Below are 16,649 nucleotides of genomic sequence, written 5' to 3'. Positions count from 1 at the left end.
GAGAAGAAACGGCTTGTATACCGATATAGAAATCGATATAGAGACAGATGTGAGGTTGGCTAAGGAAGGAAATAAAGAGGCTTTCATTCGTCTCATCAAGAAGCATGAAGTCCAAATGTACAATATGGCCAGATCCATTGTCAGAAGGGATGAAGACTGTGCGGATGCAATGCAGGAAGCCGTGTACAAAGCTTACCGTGCGCTGCCAAGCTTAAATCATCATGCCTACTTTAAGACATGGCTTTTTCGTATATTGATCAATGAGTGCAATATGATCTTGCGGAAGCAGGCTCGTGTTATTATGTTAGCGGAGCTGCCGGAAATCGGAGAGGCTCCTCCGGAAATCAGCGATCGTCTTGATTTGCGTCAAGCGATTTACCGGCTTGAGGAAGTGTCTCGAAATATTGTTATCTTGTTTTATTTTCAAGATTTGCCCATGCATCAGATTGCTGAAATGATGGACATGTCCGTCAGTGCGGTAAAGACCCGGCTGCACAGAGCCCGACATACTCTTGCAGATTGGCTGGATGACTCTGTAGAAAGGAAGATGAACGGATGAAACAGATACAACTGCCTATCGAGCAGCAGCTCGAACAACTTAGAGAACCATATAAGAATGAGCTGCCAGAATTCATTCGCAGCCGAATGGATCAGACGTATCATATCATTGAAGACATGCTTCCATTACGGAATCGGCGAAGACGGGCGAGCCGATGGCTGCGGCGAATGTTGATATCAACGGCAGGTGTCGCAGGACTCGGTGTTGTGTTGATTTTTTCAGGTCTTGCCTCTCCAGCGATTGCCCAGACATTGAAGCAGATTCCTCTGATGAACAGTGTGTTCAAGCTGGTTGGGGATCTTGGACTTCAATCTGCAGAGGACAAAGGGATGCTTACTTCCGTTAATCAACGCGTTACCCACAAGGATGTAACATTATCGATTTCGGAATTGATATATGACGGCAGCCGGCTCTCTATTGTACTAAGCAGAGAGGATAAGGAAGGAACTGCGGACTCTTTTTTCAAAAATGGAACAAGCAGCGAATGCAGGGAACTCAGGGGAATAGTATCGATTTTTACATGCAAGACAAGCAGATAAATACATCAATGGGTCTGCAGCCAGGGGGAGAGCATGCTCCACATTCGATTATTGTTACGGCCTTGGATTCAGCCGATCTGGAGCTTCCTGATTCATTCGAGATGAAAATGGTTGTGTATTTAGCGGATGTTGATCAGAAATACGAGTTCCGCTTCCCGATTAAGAAAGATACTGCCCGCAACATCATTTTGAGAACAGCAGAGAAGAAAATGCATGATTCGATAAATATGAGCATAGATCGCGTTGAAATGACCCCCATCACAACCCGCTTGCTCGTCGGTATCCACGGGGTAAGCGGAGACGAAGATTATCATAGCATGCTGGAAGCAATACCGGACAAATATAAGGTGGATGATTTCCTCAATCTCGAGTTCGATATCGAGGATGAGCAAGGAAATCTACAAAATGCGATTGCAGGAAATGCTTCAGGGGAGGGTAAAGGCATGATCTTTTCTACGTCATATGAGCCCTTCAAGGCAAAGCCTAAGCTGATCGTTATTAAACCATTTATTAGAAAAGGCTCGGATAAGAACTATATCCCAGAGCTGGAGTTCAGAATACCGGTCAAATAAAAATTGCAATCTTCGACCTTTCCTGTGTAACATAAATACAGATGGATAAATACCACTGAAATCTTGCACTTCAGTCAGAGGAGAATCGGCATAATGGAGATCTTGAATCAATTGGAACCAGGAATTCGAGAAATAGTGAAGCAATTTATTGAAGCAGGACGTCCTTCTGCAAGACTGCAGAGCTTCAATGAACGACGTCAAGGCTATTTGGACTCAGTTGCGCTCGCTGGTGCAGCGGAACCCGTAAGTGAGATCACGGATTGCACGATCGATTCTATACCTTTACGCATATATCGTCCTTCGCACGAGTCGGATCTTCCCGTCATGATTTACTATCATGGCGGATGTTTCGTTAGTGGTGATTTAGAGACGCATGATCGCCAGCTCAGAGCGCTGGCTAATCTAGCGAAGATACTGATAGTAGCTGTTGACTACCGCTTAGCGCCAGAGCATGTCTATCCTGCTGGACATGATGATGCTTATAAGGCTGCGCATATTGTACGAGAGCATGCCAAGTCGTGGGGAGGAGACCCGAACGAGATTACATTGGCTGGCGACAGCGCGGGCGGACATATAGCGTTAATTACGTCCTTGCGGCTTAAGGCTCAAAAGGAATGGATGCCCACCAGACAAGTCCTGATTTATCCAATGCTAGACGCAAGCGGTTCCAGCAATAGCTATCAACGATACGGAGATGATTTCGTTATTACTCGGGATACGCTGCTTAGCGGGTTTGAAGCTTATCTGCGAAATATTCCAGTTGATCATCCGGAGGCTAGCCCGCTTCTGCGTAACGACTTGGAGGGACTACCTTATACGCATATTCTGCTTGCCGAATTCGATCCATTAGCAGATGAGGGAGAAATGCTGTATCGGCGGCTGCTAGAAGCGGGTGTTGGTGCGGAATGCAGGAAGTACTACGGAGTCAATCATGGTTTTTCCAGCTTGCCGGTATAAGCGGCGCTGCACGGACCGCAATCCATGACGTTGCCTCTCTTATAAAACATGCTCATCAATAGAATGATGGATCAATGAAAAATAAAACAGATAAATAAAACAGATATATAGAATATAAGATATAAAAAGGTGAAATGAGGCCTGGCTTCGTACAGCGGCAAGTAGAGAATAGATGATAAAAAACAACAGATATATGCCGCTGTACAGCTGGGTTACGGAATGAGAGGATTGCGATAACTCTTTTTCCATTTCCGAATCTTCGTCCGAAATGATGTGAAAGGTGCAACAGAATTAATATGAATCCAGCGAGCCATCGGCCAATTTGGCTTGTCACCCGTCCATTTGCGCATTCCTTGCGTAAATAATTCCTCTTCACTGCAACCATCAATCCATTCTATCCATTGTTTCACCGTCTCCTTTAGTTGAAAGCGTAATTCTGTTAAAGAGTATGGTGAAGATGCATCATAGAAAGATTGATATAAAGCCCCCAGTTGATTCCACTTGTATTCAGGAGAAGGCATTTGAACGATTTCTCCACTCTGTTCCTGTTTGTCCCACTCCATCACCAGATTCAGCCAGCCCAATTGATAGGCGATAATTTCAGCAGGAGTTCGATCAACCCCCGTTATTCGGATGTCCCTTGCATGATCCTCAATGTCATGATACTCCTTGTCGAGAAGCCCGTATCTTTTGTGAATTTCATCGATTAATGCAGCCTTGCTTGTATAACGAATCGCGGTCATAAATTCAATTCCTCCTTCACTTTCCTTATTATTCATAGTATGCCATAGAGAACATGACAACAGTATGTCAACGATTGCAAACCATGATGAGGCGCAGCTTGAAGCACTGCTATTCGGTTTATTTCAAGGATGAGTGGGGGGTCATGGAGTTTAGAAAAAATCCACAATCGTCTATGGAGCGAATCTCAATGGGCCTGATAGAGTAAAGACAGCAATATAAAAATATAAGATGAAGATGCTGGTTCTATATCTTTAAAACAAGATAGAAAGGTGCCTGCATAAAATGAATAAATGGTGTGCCACATTAAGCGCGGTCATCGTATTGGCGTGCTCATTATTGGTATACAGGTTTGTTGAGGATACATCGATAGAGAAGCAGATCGGCGCTCGCAGCCAATTGACGCTTCTCGATGCACTATATGTTGGCATGTTCGCGGCAAAGAAATGGAATCCCGAAGCCGTTCCCCTTTATTTGACAAGCGTGGATGACGATTTAGGAGAAGCAAGCGGACAAGAAGGAACGAGAGGCCGTTGGAACTTGCAGGTTGCTGCTCCAGGAGTCCAGCGCGCTGTTGTTGCCATTCGATATGGAAAGGTTGAGAGGATCATAACCGGAGTAGGGCCTTACAGACCTGAATATATTGTAGCGGCTGATCGGGTTAAAATCGACAGTACGACTGTGGCTGACCAAAGCAAGCGGGCAAGCAACCTGAAGCCTGGCAGAGGATGGGCAAATGGATATCACTTTATTCTTCAGGCCGTTGAGGGAGTTCCAATGATTACAATTGTCGGACGAGATGAACACAATCAGCTGAGGCAGATTGATTTTGATGCAGGGACAGGGAGGATATTGTCCGAATAAGGGGAGTGGTTCAGATGAAAAAATGAATGGCGGCCATTATGATCTCAACTGCGCTACTTTCTACCGGTGTACCTTCAGTGAAGGCGGATGCGACATATGTAAATGAAGATTTTACCGCCTTTACAGGGGCATCTGGGGATAACAAGCCTGTATTTGCTAGTGGCAAGGCTGCTTACATTGGTGGTGTTGCTGTACATCCGACTTCTAGGGGGACAGGGAACTGGAACAAGCCTATTTATCCGTTCGGAACGATGATTGTACTCAATAATAACGAGCATATTACGATTCCTGGCGGAAATGTCCTGAATACATTTATTGTAGAAGACACAGGCGATCTGAAGAATACGGGCAAACTTTCCTATCGCTGGATTGATGTTTATTTCGGGAAGTACAGCGCGGCTAACCATCAGGCTGCAATTAACTTTGGTAAGAAGAAGTTTAGTTACACCGTTATTTCTTAATTCGTGGAATAGGATATTACCAAGCTTCAGCATTTCTCCGTATAAGGGTGAAATGCTTTTTTTCTATTTTCAAAAACAATCTTGCCTATGACGTAACGTCATGGTGTACATTGATGGTAATAGGGCGAGAGGAGATGTTCGAGTGAAACACATGTATACTGTTAAGGCTTTTGCAAAACTCACGGGTGTAACCGAACGGACGCTTCATTTTTATGATCGAAAAGGATTGCTTGCACCCTCCAGATACAATGAACATGGGCATCGTCTCTATAGTAAGGATGACATTCCCACTATGCAGAAAATTATTACGTTAAAATATTTGGGGTTCTCGTTGCAAGAAATCTTGGATTACCTTGCGAACCATGATTCACATCAGATACGCGATACATTGCAAAAGCAGAAGGTTATGCTGGAGAAGAAACGCGAAGAGCTGGATTATGTAATCAATACGATAACACGGGTTGAGCGGATCATGCAGGATGAGGAGCTGGACAGTGATCTGTTATTAGCGATTATTCACTCGATTCATCATGAAAAGAAGCAAGAGGAGTGGCTATCAGCGCGATTATCCAAATCAGTGATCGAGCATGTCCTTCTACAGCATCTTTCCCCTCAGGAACGGCTCGAATTTGAAAGGGAGATGCTTACGATTGTGAATCAATTGCAGTATTACTGCAAGCAAGGTATATCACCAGTTGAAGAAGAGGTTCAGCGTGTAATCGAGCACATGATTAGCAGTATGAATGAACGTATTGCACCACATTATCAGCAGAAAATCGCAGAAATCGATCTGAATGATCATCCCCAAATAAATGTGTCTATCTTCTCCAAGGAAGTAGAGGAATATATCAAAGAGGCCGTCAACCGATTTGAAGCAAATCAATTAAGCCTATCCCATGCAGAAAACAGGGTTTAGAGGAGGAGAGCCGTGTTAGAAGTGGGGGTAATGTTGTATTCACTATGTTTAATGGGAAAGGGGGGTTGAAGATGTCTAGCATCGTGTCGGATGCACGCCGTATGTTCTATTTTTTAATTGTGATCTGGATGTTAAAGCCGTCTAAGGAGCGGGGAGAGCTGTTTCCGTATCATCAACACTCTCAGTTCAAAACTATGGCCATTTTTTGTCTATTTTACTTGTAATTGAAGGTGTACTGTTTCATTTTCTCGTCTTAATGTGGAGTCAACTTGCAGCATGGCTCCTTTCAGCTATAAATATTTACGGACTGTTCTATATGATGGCATTGTATAATTCAGCGAAATACTTGCCTCACTTAATCAAAGGAAATCGGATCATTATACGCTGCGGCTATCTAAACAGTATTGAAGTGGGTTTGGACAATGTTGCCGAAATACAGAAAGCGAAAGAAATAAATATGGGTGAGAAAATCCCGAAAGATGTACACTATGCCGTCCTTATTTTTGATACTCCGCAATTTGAAATCGTACTCAAAGAATCTGTCGAGACAAAGAACTTGTTAGGGGAGACGATTTTAATCCGTTCTGTAGTGTTCAGATGTGACAATCCGGAAGCTATGCTGCTGAGGCTAAATCAAGGGATTCAACATACTGTTGAGGGAGGATGCATATAAGGTTAAATCATACATAAAGGGAAATAATTTGAACTTTTCTTAACGTTTATCCGTACTATATTTAAGTTTATAAATTGGGGAGGCGTCTAAATGAAGAAAAGGTTATCCTGGTTGATGGCACTGTGTTTAATGGTAACCATGATTGTTCCGACAAGCGCGTTAGCTGCGAATGCAAAAGCGGACTTGAATTACGCGGCTACCAAAAAAGCAGCGGCCGAAAAGGCAAAGCTCCTGACGGAATCATTCGGCACAACAAGTGTACAGTATGCGCTCATTGATCATGGTAAGATCGTTGTATCCGGCCAAGTTGGAAAAATGATGCATTGGGAAAAGTTTCGCTTACAAAAGACACCATATATGGAATTGGATCAACGAGTAAGGTGTTCACCGCTGCAGCCGTCATGAAGCTCGTTGATGATGGCAAGGTAAGCCTAGATTCGCCTGTTGTGCAGTACATTCCGGATTTCACGATGAAGGACGAACGCTATAAAAACATTACAATCCGGATGCTGCTTAATCACTCCTCTGGGTTGAGAGGCACTACGATGGGGAGTGCCTTCTTGCTTGGAGATAACGACTCGCAAGCTCATGATACGCTGTTGAATCAACTGCAAAAGCAAACGCTAAAGGCAGATCCTGGCGCCTATTCTGTATATTGCAATGATGGGTTTACGTTAGCTGAAATTGTCGTAGAGCGAGTCAGCGGCATGAGCTTCACCGAATTCCTTCATAAATATTTTACAGAACCGTTAGCAATGAACCATACGAAGACACCATTAGATCAGGTTGATTCCAAAAAATTCGCTGGAATATATCATCCGGCCTTTGAAGGACAACTCCCGACTGAAAATACGAACCTTATTGGTTCAGGCGGCATATATTCCACGGCTGAGGATCTTGTTCGCTTCTCGCAAATTTTTACGGGACAAAACGATAAAATCTTGTCTTCTGACTCTGTCAAGGCAATGCGTGCGGAAGAGTTCAAAAAAGGAATGTGGCCCGAAGGTGATGCTGACACAACACTCAACTATGGTCTAGGCTGGGACAGTGTGGAGCTGTATCCATTTAACAGCTACGGGATTCAAGCGGAAAACAAAGGCGGGGATACATTTATGTATCATGCATCACTTGTCGTGTTGCCAGAACAGAATATGGCAGCTGCGGTGCTGTCATCGAGTGGAAGCAGTATGACCAATACGATGCTGGCCAACGACATGATACTGCAAGCGCTGAAGGAGAAGGGAACGATCAAGGAGTTCAAGGCAGCAAAATCATTCGGCAAGCCTGTCAAGGCTTCGATGCCGGCTGATGTCGCAAAGCATTCAGGCTATTATGCAGCAAATGATCTTATTATGAAGGCAGCGATAACGAAGACAGGCGAGTTGTCTATTCGTTACAACCAAATGCCGGGTATGCCAGAAGAAAAGTATGTATATACCGCTGACGGATCGTTTGTAAACGCTGAAGGGAAGGCAAAGGTTCGATTTGTTACGAGAGATAACGGACGCACTTATTTATGGGCAAGCTCGTACATGAATAGGCCGGGGTTCCCTCAAATGGCCGTGTCTCATTATTCAGGCGAGAAGATTACGGGAAATGAGATTTCCAAGGAAGTGGACGCCGCCTGGGCGAAGCGTACCGGGAAGAAGTATTTTCCGGTTACCGAAAAATATAATTCTGCTTTTTACTTGCTTGTGGATAGCATAAAAATGAAGAAGATTGACGGTTTGACTGGTTATGTTGATGGTAACGAAATTCTAGGGCCAGATTCAGCAAGCAATCCTGTACAAATCCCTGGGATGAACGGAAGAGACACGATGGAGTATAATTTCATTACGAATGATGGCATCGAATATTTAGACAGAGCTGGGACATTGTTCGTATCTGAAGATACGCTGAAGCCATTTTATCTAGGCTCGCAGTCTACGGTAACGATTCAAGAGAATGGATATGCAAGATGGTTCAAACTGCCTGAAGCAGCTGCTGGCAAGAAGCTGACAGTTACATCAATGCCTAAGCATGCTTCATTTACGGTATACAATGAGTTGGGTCAGCCCGTACAATATATGATATCGTCGGCAGCTAAAAAAGGAATTGAGCTGCAAAGCAGCGGCACGATTGTATTCGCAGGCGAAGCGGGAGCAAAATTCGAAATCAAGATGAATTAGGGGACTTATAGCTTGGTAATCATTATACAAATATATAACTTAACCAATACAAAGCCGCTGGTGTGACTCCAGCGGCTTTGTTTGTTGTAAGACTAAGAAATTGTTGTTTTGCGGATCATGATGAAGGATAGTAAAGAGTAGAGAAGTGACAAGGCGAATAAGCAAGAAGCAAGTTGCGCAGCCGAATGGCTGCTGAACCACGTAAATATGCTGCCCCACCAGCCGAAAGATGTGCAGAGATAACTGAAGATGGAGAAAATGACAAGCATGACTGGGAACAAGATGAACATTCCCATGCGGCCATAACGCCGGAAAAATATAGCAGTGACAAACCCTAAGGAGCAAAGATGTATAGCTGTAGCGAAGTAAGTCCACCATTGTTCAAATAGACTGCCGTCTGTAAGATACGGCAGGCTAAAAAATGGAAATTCGCGCTTAAGCTATGTGTAATGCTACTTTCACTAATGGACAAAAGCATTACAATCGTGGCAACTGTTACGCTGGATAGCAGGAGCATCAAATTGGTTCCAAAATAGTAGTCTGTTCTGCGGATGCTAATGCCAAATGCGAAGGGAAAAGTTTGAGTTACGGCTACGATGCCGAGGACTAGTAGATAGATAAAAATGGAGACCATCCCACCGCTGTAGTATCCTTGTTCCGGTTTCAGCAAATAGCCGACCAACACATTAATCAGAAAACTAGGTAGCAATACAAAACACCACGGGGCAAGAAACCATAGTATGTGATCCTTGCTGTACATTTTCATAACGGTTGTTACTCGATTCATCGCGACTCCACCGCCTTGCGATCAGATTTTCTTTTTGTGAGGTGAACAATAAGCTGCTGCAGGGATACTGTTGAGAGATCAAGGCCTAACGATGCGGCTTGTTCCTGGATATGAGGAGTTAGATTGTCAAGTACGGTTGCAGACAATAGTCCGCCTAACGGCTGGCGATCGATGATTGTATGGCCAGCGATGAATGACTCGACAAGTTCTCTCTGTCCAACGACGGAGTAGGCACGGCCTCGCAAAGCATCACTTTCCTCATTCAAAAGGATCTTGCCCCCATCAATAACAATCACATGCTCTAAAAGTTGACTGACTTCATCAATTAAATGTGTGGACAGCACGATCGTTCGGGGGTGCTCCGCATAATCCTCAATCAAACGGTCATAGAACAAATTACGCGCTGCTGCATCCAGTCCAAGGTATGGCTCATCGAAAATGGTCAGCGGTGCCCGACTTGCCAATCCAATAATAATGCCAACGGAAGACAGCATGCCGCGTGACAGCTTCTTGATACGCCTCCTTAAAGGAAGATTGAAATCATACAGCAGTTTGCTTGCCAATTCCTGATCCCAATTCGGGAAGATGGAAGGACAGAGACCAATGACATCAATGACTCGAAAGCTGTCTGGATACTTCTGGCTTTCTTTAATGAAGCAAATCTTGCTCAAAACGCGATTATTCTCATAAGGGGCTTCTCCGAATACAAGCAGTTCACCGCTTGTTGGAAATAACTGTGCCGTCATCATATGCATAATCGTTGTTTTTCCTGCGCCATTGCGCCCAAGCAGGCCATAAATTTTGTTAGCTTCGAGTGTAAAGCTTACATCGTGTACGACAGTTACATCACCGAATGACTTGGTTAATCCCTTAACTTCAGCAATGGTTCTCAATTCGTCCGATCTCCTCTCTGAATCATGTCTGTTAATTGTTCCTTGGAAATGCCAAGCTTCTCTGCTTCGCGAATCATGGATACCACATACTGTTCGTAAAAAAGTTCTTTCCGCTTTTCCATGAGTTTTGCTCTCGCTCCTGTCGCTACGAACATGCCTATCCCACGCTTTTTGTACAAAATGTTCTCATCAACCAGCAAATTAACACCCTTGGCCGCAGTAGCTGGATTTATCTGGAAAAATGAAGCAAATTGATTCGTTGAAGGCACTTGCGATTCTTCAGGCAATCGACCTTCGATGATGTCGTCTTCAATGCGTTCGGCAATTTGCACAAAAATGGGGCGGCTGTCGTCCATCTTGATTGTCATATCTACACCACCAAACTGGTTAATTACTCATGTAACTAACGATATAACTGATGGATAATCATGTCAACATGTATTTGCCTATTTCGGAATTTTGATCGAGTGACTCGTGGTTATAGTGGGGTTTGGAATTACGCTAAGCGCAAAAAACTCGCAGCCAGTTGGCTTGCGAGTCTATTGAGGGGGGACATTTGATTGGTTATTCATCGGCTAGATGGTGTTCTTACGATACGCCATACAGAATCGAGAGAATGAAAGCAAATGATAAAAAATGCGCATAGGGGGTATATACAAGCAGGTGTCCATTTTCGAAAATGTTGTGCTTCGATTTTTTTTAAACAAGCCTACATAGTTAAATTCACCGATGACTCGCAGTGCAAATATGCACGCACAAACCCATGCTCCCCATTGAATAATACTTGAGTCGATAAATGATGGAAGGAATGATGCACGCACGAGCAGAATGACGCCGGCAAAGGCAAGCAGTGCAGCGATGAGCAAGGTCATTCCGGAATGGGGTGAGAATACTTGCTTGCCATCTCGCTCTGGAATGACAGCACCCTTGCCCCATGTACCGTGGAATGCCCAGTACACATGCAGCAAACTGATGACGAATAGCATGCAGGCCGCAATAAAACTGATTGCTGACAACATTTTTACTTCCTCCTTTTATTGCTGAATAAACGAAGCGATTGTGATGAAGCAATGGTGTCTTTATTGCTGCTAATTGAATTAATGATAATAAAAGAGGTAGCATACGGTAATATAAGGTCATTAATTTCTGGAAATATGAGAAATGATTGCTAATTTGATTGTAGATCCATTTGATAATTGGTCAATAAGGGAGAGGAACGTCAGCAATCAGTTGTTCTGTTGCTCTGCAAATCTATTGGATATCCTGAATCCCTGTCATATCTAACGGCTGCAAGGTTGTATGCTGAGCACAGGGCTTTATATCCACCTGCCATAATTCCAAGTGCAAGCACACCAGCTGCAATTGCCACCATGAAACCCATATGTACACCAAAATGATCCACCACCCAGCCAGCAATCCCAGAGCCAAGTGCAACCCCAATACCTAGTCCTGTAGTTGCCCATGTCATGCCTTCGGTCAACTGATGTCCAGGAACGATTTTCTCCACTAGTCCCATCGTAATAATCATCGTAGGTGCGACGGACATACCTGAGAAGAAGACGGTAATAGCCAGTGTAGTCAGATTGTTCACGATAAACAGAGGAAGCAAGGTTACCATCGAAAAACTAACTGCAATTGCAAACTGACGATTTAGCGGCATGCTGATTTTGAGTGTGCCGAAGATGAGACCTGCCAAGCATGATCCGATAGCGTAGACAGACAGAACGTAGCTGGCTGCAATTGTGTTCCCCTGCTGCTCGGCAAAGGCAACACTTACAACATCTACGGTTCCAAATATCGTGCCGATTGCAGCAAGCGTAAGAGCCAGCAAACGCAGTGCGCCGATTTGGAACACAGACCCCTGACTCGCGTTGTGCTGCGGCTGTACTGCCGGCTCGCTGCCCTTATGCAGCGTAAAAAGAACAATGCCAAATGCCATAAATAAGCAAGCAGCGAGAGGGCCGGCTTCCGGAAAAACGGACACGCATAATCCAACTGAAATGACAGGTCCGATAATAAAGCAAATTTCATCTACGACGGATTCAAAGGAATAAGCGGTGTGTAGTTTGGGCGATCCTCGATACAGTTCCGTCCAACGTGCACGCACCATTGCGGGCATGCTGGGCATGCAGCCAGCCATAACCGCAAACAGGAAGAGCGTCCAATCGGGCGCGCCCAATCGGGCACATAGCAGCAGAGCCAATATGGAGATTATGCTTAGCGCTGCTGCGGGGCGAAGAACTCGTGATTGTCCCATCCGGTCAACCAATCGGGATACTTGCGGGGCAAGCAGCGCCGAAGCCAAGGCAAAGGTGGCGGCGATGGCCCCAGCGAGGCCGTATTCCCCGCGCATCTGAGCAATCATGGTAACCAAGCCGATTCCAGTCATAGAGATCGGCATTCTGGCAATAAATCCAGCGGAAGAAAAATAAACGAGCCAGGAGCGGTGAATAATTCTCGATAAGCACGTAACATATTACAATGATCCTCCTTGCTAAAAATAGAGTGATTCCCATTTACATACGAAGCGTATGCAAATATAATATTCACATACGTTGCGTATGTCAATAAAAAGATGAGGAAAAATACGGTATGAAATAACCCGGTTCTATAGTTTATCAATCTTGTTAATTTCAAATTTTGTTGTAGAATAGAACGAAATATAAAACTGAGCTAGCATCGTGCAAGCAGCAAACGGTGCAGGAGGGGACATGGTTCGAAAAGCAAGAAAAGAAATGATCGAAGAGACAAGGAGGAAACTGCTCGAAGCGGCAAGAGAAGCTTTCGGAACAATCGGATATGCAAATACGTCCATGGATGAGTTAACCGCTTCCGTAGGATTGACGCGAGGTGCGCTGTACCATCATTTTGGCGATAAAAAAGGCTTACTCGCGGCAGTTGTTGAAGAAATTGATCTAGAGATGGATAATCGTCTTCACGATATTTCGGAAGCGGCAGCAACGACATGGGAAGGCTTTGTAGGCCGATGCCGAGCGTATATCGAGATGGCAATTGAGCCTGAAATTCAGCGCATCGTCCTTAGAGATGCGCCTTCCGTCCTAGGCAATGGATTTACTCATGCATCTCATTCTCAATGCTTGACGACAATGGCATCTATGCTTCAGCAATTTATGGACGAAGGAATCATTGCGGTCACGGATAGTCATGCATTAGCGCGGATGTTGAACGGCGGACTTGTGAACACAGCCTTTTGGTTAGCTAATACTCCGGATACAGAGAAGGAGCTGGCCGTTGCGTTGCATAGCTTGGAAGTCGTATTGGGAGGGTTACGAATGAAACCAAGTTAGTCGCAACGATCACGTAAATCGATAGAATCTATAAAAGCTAAGCTGATTAGTAAATATTCCATGCATCATTCAATAAGAAGGGAAGAGCAGATCGTTTGATAGATAAACGATCTGCTCTTTTTCAATTCGATCAGAATGATGCCTATGCGCAATATGGAACGGGATAGCTGCCAATGCTGCAAGTAATGCTGATGATATCTCCGTTACGCCATACGGTTAGGCTAAATTGCTCATCAATCGCCAGTTCACGGATGGCTGCTTCCAAGTCTGAGTAGCTGGAAATGGTCGTGTTGTTGATGTTCACTATGATGTCATCAGGTTGGAGTCCAGCAGCAGCGGCTGGGGAAGAGCCCTTAACCGTCAATACTTTGGAGCCAGCCGGCTGCCCGTCTTGCGGATGGACGTCATATGCTGAATGCCGATCCATGTTCTCCACATCTTTTCGCGTGTTCCTGACCAGTCTCATATACGCACTTCAAGTTTTGAAGGAAAAGTAGAGTTCCAGAGCGAGTTAATTGCCCTGCTTCTGTTAATGCGCTCCATACCTTATCAATGGGTGCTTCGATAAGCATATCTATCTTCACGGATTGTAAGCTGTTCATTGGTTATCCTCACCTTCCAAAAATGTTTTGAGTCGAGTTAAGCGATCTCCTAATATGTACCCCATATCTTGCAAGAGGGATTGATATGCAGATTGCAGCAAGGCATGCTCAAAACGGTAAATTCGGTATTTCCCTTGCTTCTGCTCGCTAATCACTCCTTCTTCTAATAAAATTTGCAAGTGCTTTTTAACGGCGGGTTGAGAGATGTGGAAAAACTGAACAAAATCCGACTGCGTTCGTTCACCTTGCGCAAGCATATGAAGAATCGTCCCCCATGTCGGTTCACTTAGAACACGATAAATATCCGTAATACTCACCTCACATATAACCGTATGGTTATATAAAATTAAACGAAAAAGTCCTTGTCAACAGAATTGTTAACAAAATTTGCATTTAATTTGGTAATATATCACTTATATGTGGCTGTACCTGTAAAAGGCTTGTTTAACAATTAGATATTTTCAAGATAGATAGGCAGATTAAGAGGATTCCGTGTCGTTTTAGAAAATGATTGAAAAATCTTGCTCACAAGGGTGACCAGACGATGATTACGAAAATGTATGTGGAGAACATGTTACAGATGTATATGGATGATACAGTTGATTCCTATCGCTTAATTGATAATAGTTGGGAGGATGAACACCGATATGTCGCGATCGTTAACACGACGAGTGGAGAAAACATCGTTTTAAAGTGCTACAACAATTCGTATACGGACAGCAGCAAGATCGCGGGATGGGCCCAGTTAGCTTCCGTGTACCGCCGAAATGGCATTGCTACGCCACAATTTTATTGTTCGAGGAATGGCGCTTACGGGTCTGTCATAACAATCGACAATAAACAGTTCCATTACTGGGCAGAAGAATTCATGCCTGCTAAGACATTAGATGATTTGGAGATCGACTTGGAGGATTTGAGCCCCGAATTTCTGTATCAAGTGGGAGCCTGCATAGGAAGTATGCATACTGCTGCGAAGCGTGAGGGGATCGAATATGCATGGGGCAGCCCGTATGTTCTGCTAGATCCAGATGAGGAAAATTATAGTGATGCGCTGTCATGGTACGAGCAGTTGAGGAATTCGCAAGCAAATGTTCGATTGGTAGAAGAAATATGGAAGATATACAATCACAAGCGCAAGCAATTAGAGGCTATATTTCCATCTTTGCCTGCAGGCGGTGTACAAGGAGATTTCTCGACAAATAATATTTTAGTGAATGAAGAGAAGAGATTTGCAGGAATTATTGATTATAATTTAGCTGGTAATGATAAATTCGTGACGTATATGATGCAGGAGGGTATTTTTCTTTGCTTTGAATGTTACCGGGAAGAATGGCTGGATCGGGAAAAATGCGCATATATGGAGCAGCGCTTTAAGCATTTTTATAACGGCTACACCCAGCAATACTCGTTAACAGATGTGGAACGGTCTGCTGTTAATATGCTGTATAACATCATTCGGCCATTCCGCATGGATAAAGTGGGCACAACGCTTCGCAAAGCAGAAGAGGGACTATGGCAAGAAGTCAACGAGCGGCTGCGCTGGATGCATTACGAGCTGACTCGTGACGATATATTGGCATGCTTAGAAAGCTAGCAGGAGGCGAGGGAGATCACAATGGATTACTCTATTGTTCTCCCTCGTATGTCGACAGCATATTTCGTATTTCGCTTATGACTTTGCCTCGCAGTTCTGCGGGTTCAAGAGCTACCATAGCAGCACCAAATCCAAGGATGATCTCGGCAGCTGAATCAAGCGTATGGAACTCCACATCAGCATAATGCCAGCCTTGATGAGCAGGCTCGATTTGCAGTAATTTCGCGTATCGTTCATGCTTGAGTCGCTGAAGTAAATCATCTCTTACACGAATTCGTACAGGATAGCGAGGCAGGGTAGATGTAAATTGCTTCGTGGATTCCTCCCAATAGAAAGCCAGGTCGAACCCGTCAGGACGAGTAAAAGCTTGATTCAACATTTCTGCATCGCGTATCCGTGAAATGCGATAGCTGCGGAATCCGTCTTCTACTTGAGCTGCGACATACCATACTCCTCGTTTGGCAACTAATCCGAGCGGCATGATGTCTCGAACCACAATACTGTCATGTCGTTCATAAGTGATGCGCAGCTTATGCTGTATCCATACGGCCTCCTGCACAATTGATAAGTATTGAGCAGTATCTTCCGTTTGGCGCCATCCCGCGCCGTCAATGTGTATACGTTCTCTGGCGATGTCGGCGTCTCTCCTCATTCCAATCGGACTAGCGGCAAGCAATTTGTGATAAGCATTGTCGAGTTCTTGCCGAAGACCGAGATCGTCCACTAATGACGAGGACTTCATTAAGAGCAATGACATCAATTCTTGCGGCTTCATTCCCGTTAATTGCGTTCGATATCCTTCTGACAACGACCATCCTCCGTTGGAACCACGCTCCGCATAAACCGGGATACCGGCTATACTTAGGGACTCCATATCACGCATAATGGTTCTTTCAGATACCTCCAGTTGCTGGGCTAGGTCTCGTGTTGTCATTTTGCCATAGCTTTGCAGCATGAGCATAATAGACATTAATCGATCGGCTCGCATGTGACAGCTCCTTTCTCTTATATCAGG

The 16,649-nt window shown here is 44.5% G+C and carries 20 protein-coding genes and 2 pseudogenes; 12 read left to right on the top strand and 10 right to left on the bottom strand.

Annotated features, from left to right (window positions below):
- Window positions 1–13 precede the first annotated feature (13 nt).
- The 4 genes from PAV_RS19950 (at window position 14) to PAV_RS19935 (ending at window position 2,627) form a co-directional block, all read left to right on the top strand.
- Entirely contained in the window at window positions 14–559 is a 546-nt protein-coding gene (locus PAV_RS19950; RefSeq protein ID WP_005549312.1) for a sigma-70 family RNA polymerase sigma factor, read from the top strand.
- Window positions 556–1,098, top strand: a complete 543-nt coding sequence (locus PAV_RS19945) for a DUF4179 domain-containing protein (protein ID WP_005549311.1) — start codon at window positions 556–558, stop codon at window positions 1,096–1,098. Before PAV_RS19950 ends, PAV_RS19945 begins: the two co-directional genes overlap by 4 nt.
- A gap of 8 nt (window positions 1,099–1,106) precedes the next feature.
- On the top strand, window positions 1,107–1,670 hold the full coding sequence (locus PAV_RS19940; protein ID WP_157267049.1) for a DUF5643 domain-containing protein: 564 nt from the start codon (window positions 1,107–1,109) through the stop codon (window positions 1,668–1,670).
- A gap of 93 nt (window positions 1,671–1,763) precedes the next feature.
- Window positions 1,764–2,627: an alpha/beta hydrolase gene (locus tag PAV_RS19935; RefSeq protein WP_005549307.1), complete on the top strand. Its 864-nt coding sequence runs from the start codon at window positions 1,764–1,766 to the stop codon at window positions 2,625–2,627.
- A gap of 212 nt (window positions 2,628–2,839) precedes the next feature.
- On the opposite strand, the gene PAV_RS19930 is transcribed toward PAV_RS19935, so the two are convergent.
- Entirely contained in the window at window positions 2,840–3,370 is a 531-nt protein-coding gene (locus PAV_RS19930) for a ClbS/DfsB family four-helix bundle protein (protein ID WP_005549305.1), read from the bottom strand.
- A gap of 283 nt (window positions 3,371–3,653) precedes the next feature.
- On the opposite strand from PAV_RS19930, the gene PAV_RS19925 reads away from it, so the two are divergent.
- The 6 genes and pseudogenes from PAV_RS19925 to PAV_RS19905 all read left to right on the top strand — a co-directional run bounded on the left by PAV_RS19925 (window position 3,654) and on the right by PAV_RS19905 (window position 8,450).
- A complete protein-coding gene (locus PAV_RS19925) occupies window positions 3,654–4,232 on the top strand; it encodes a hypothetical protein (protein ID WP_005549303.1) in 579 nt (192 codons plus the stop codon).
- Window positions 4,233–4,258: 26 nt separating this feature from the next.
- Window positions 4,259–4,693, top strand: a complete 435-nt coding sequence (locus PAV_RS19920; RefSeq protein WP_238555871.1) for a hypothetical protein — start codon at window positions 4,259–4,261, stop codon at window positions 4,691–4,693.
- Between the two features lie 151 nt (window positions 4,694–4,844).
- A complete protein-coding gene (locus PAV_RS19915; RefSeq protein WP_238555877.1) occupies window positions 4,845–5,609 on the top strand; it encodes a MerR family transcriptional regulator in 765 nt (254 codons plus the stop codon).
- Window positions 5,610–5,680: 71 nt separating this feature from the next.
- Window positions 5,681–5,833, top strand: a complete 153-nt coding sequence (locus PAV_RS34815; protein ID WP_005549298.1) for a hypothetical protein — start codon at window positions 5,681–5,683, stop codon at window positions 5,831–5,833.
- 92 nt (window positions 5,834–5,925) lie between these two features.
- Window positions 5,926–6,282 (top strand): hypothetical protein, encoded by a 357-nt coding sequence (locus tag PAV_RS19910; RefSeq protein WP_005549296.1) that lies wholly within the window; start codon window positions 5,926–5,928, stop codon window positions 6,280–6,282.
- Window positions 6,283–6,372: 90 nt separating this feature from the next.
- A pseudogene (locus PAV_RS19905) lies at window positions 6,373–8,450 on the top strand (serine hydrolase domain-containing protein).
- 334 nt (window positions 8,451–8,784) lie between these two features.
- On the opposite strand, the gene PAV_RS19900 reads toward PAV_RS19905, so the two are convergent.
- The 5 genes and pseudogenes from PAV_RS19900 to PAV_RS19880 form a co-directional block, all read right to left on the bottom strand.
- Window positions 8,785–9,237: a hypothetical protein gene (locus PAV_RS19900; protein WP_005549290.1), complete on the bottom strand. Its 453-nt coding sequence runs from the start codon at window positions 9,235–9,237 to the stop codon at window positions 8,785–8,787.
- Window positions 9,234–10,130, bottom strand: a complete 897-nt coding sequence (locus PAV_RS19895; protein ID WP_005549288.1) for an ABC transporter ATP-binding protein — start codon at window positions 10,128–10,130, stop codon at window positions 9,234–9,236. The genes PAV_RS19900 and PAV_RS19895 overlap by 4 nt, the downstream gene beginning before the upstream one ends.
- Complete coding sequence (locus PAV_RS19890; RefSeq protein ID WP_005549286.1) at window positions 10,127–10,498, bottom strand: GntR family transcriptional regulator; 372 nt, start codon at window positions 10,496–10,498, stop codon at window positions 10,127–10,129. The genes PAV_RS19895 and PAV_RS19890 overlap by 4 nt, the downstream gene beginning before the upstream one ends.
- Before the next feature lie 207 nt (window positions 10,499–10,705).
- Window positions 10,706–11,149: a DUF3995 domain-containing protein gene (locus PAV_RS19885; RefSeq protein WP_005549285.1), complete on the bottom strand. Its 444-nt coding sequence runs from the start codon at window positions 11,147–11,149 to the stop codon at window positions 10,706–10,708.
- A 200-nt stretch (window positions 11,150–11,349) separates the two neighbouring features.
- Window positions 11,350–12,605: pseudogene (locus tag PAV_RS19880) on the bottom strand (MFS transporter).
- A 236-nt stretch (window positions 12,606–12,841) separates the two neighbouring features.
- Here PAV_RS19880 and PAV_RS19875 point away from each other — a divergent pair.
- The gene (locus PAV_RS19875; RefSeq protein WP_005549283.1) at window positions 12,842–13,438 is read left to right on the top strand and encodes a TetR/AcrR family transcriptional regulator; all 597 of its coding nucleotides are present in this window, start codon (window positions 12,842–12,844) and stop codon (window positions 13,436–13,438) included.
- Window positions 13,439–13,580: 142 nt separating this feature from the next.
- Here PAV_RS19875 and PAV_RS19870 read toward each other — a convergent pair whose 3' ends face one another.
- The 3 genes from PAV_RS19870 to PAV_RS19860 are packed head-to-tail and all read right to left on the bottom strand — an operon-like array spanning window position 13,581 to window position 14,357.
- Window positions 13,581–13,865, bottom strand: a complete 285-nt coding sequence (locus PAV_RS19870) for a PDZ domain-containing protein (protein ID WP_005549282.1) — start codon at window positions 13,863–13,865, stop codon at window positions 13,581–13,583.
- The gene (locus PAV_RS34810; protein WP_005549280.1) at window positions 13,843–14,040 is read right to left on the bottom strand and encodes an SRPBCC family protein; all 198 of its coding nucleotides are present in this window, start codon (window positions 14,038–14,040) and stop codon (window positions 13,843–13,845) included. The genes PAV_RS19870 and PAV_RS34810 overlap by 23 nt, the downstream gene beginning before the upstream one ends.
- Entirely contained in the window at window positions 14,037–14,357 is a 321-nt protein-coding gene (locus PAV_RS19860; RefSeq protein ID WP_157267046.1) for an ArsR/SmtB family transcription factor, read from the bottom strand. Before PAV_RS19860 ends, PAV_RS34810 begins: the two co-directional genes overlap by 4 nt.
- Window positions 14,358–14,584: 227 nt before the next feature.
- Here PAV_RS19860 and PAV_RS19855 point away from each other — a divergent pair, with 227 nt between their 5' ends.
- Window positions 14,585–15,634 (top strand): phosphotransferase enzyme family protein, encoded by a 1,050-nt coding sequence (locus tag PAV_RS19855; RefSeq protein ID WP_005549277.1) that lies wholly within the window; start codon window positions 14,585–14,587, stop codon window positions 15,632–15,634.
- Window positions 15,635–15,665: 31 nt separating this feature from the next.
- Here the strand turns inward: PAV_RS19855 and PAV_RS19850 are convergent, their stop codons facing one another.
- Window positions 15,666–16,622 carry a helix-turn-helix transcriptional regulator gene (locus tag PAV_RS19850; RefSeq protein WP_005549275.1) on the bottom strand — a complete coding sequence of 319 codons (957 nt, stop codon included), beginning with the start codon at window positions 16,620–16,622 and terminating at the stop codon, window positions 15,666–15,668.
- Window positions 16,623–16,649 lie beyond the last annotated feature (27 nt).

The sequence above is a fragment of the Paenibacillus alvei DSM 29 genome (assembly GCF_000293805.1).
Classification (GTDB): Bacteria; Bacillota; Bacilli; order Paenibacillales; family Paenibacillaceae; genus Paenibacillus_B; species Paenibacillus_B alvei.
This window is presented reverse-complemented; position numbering and strand designations above follow the sequence as displayed.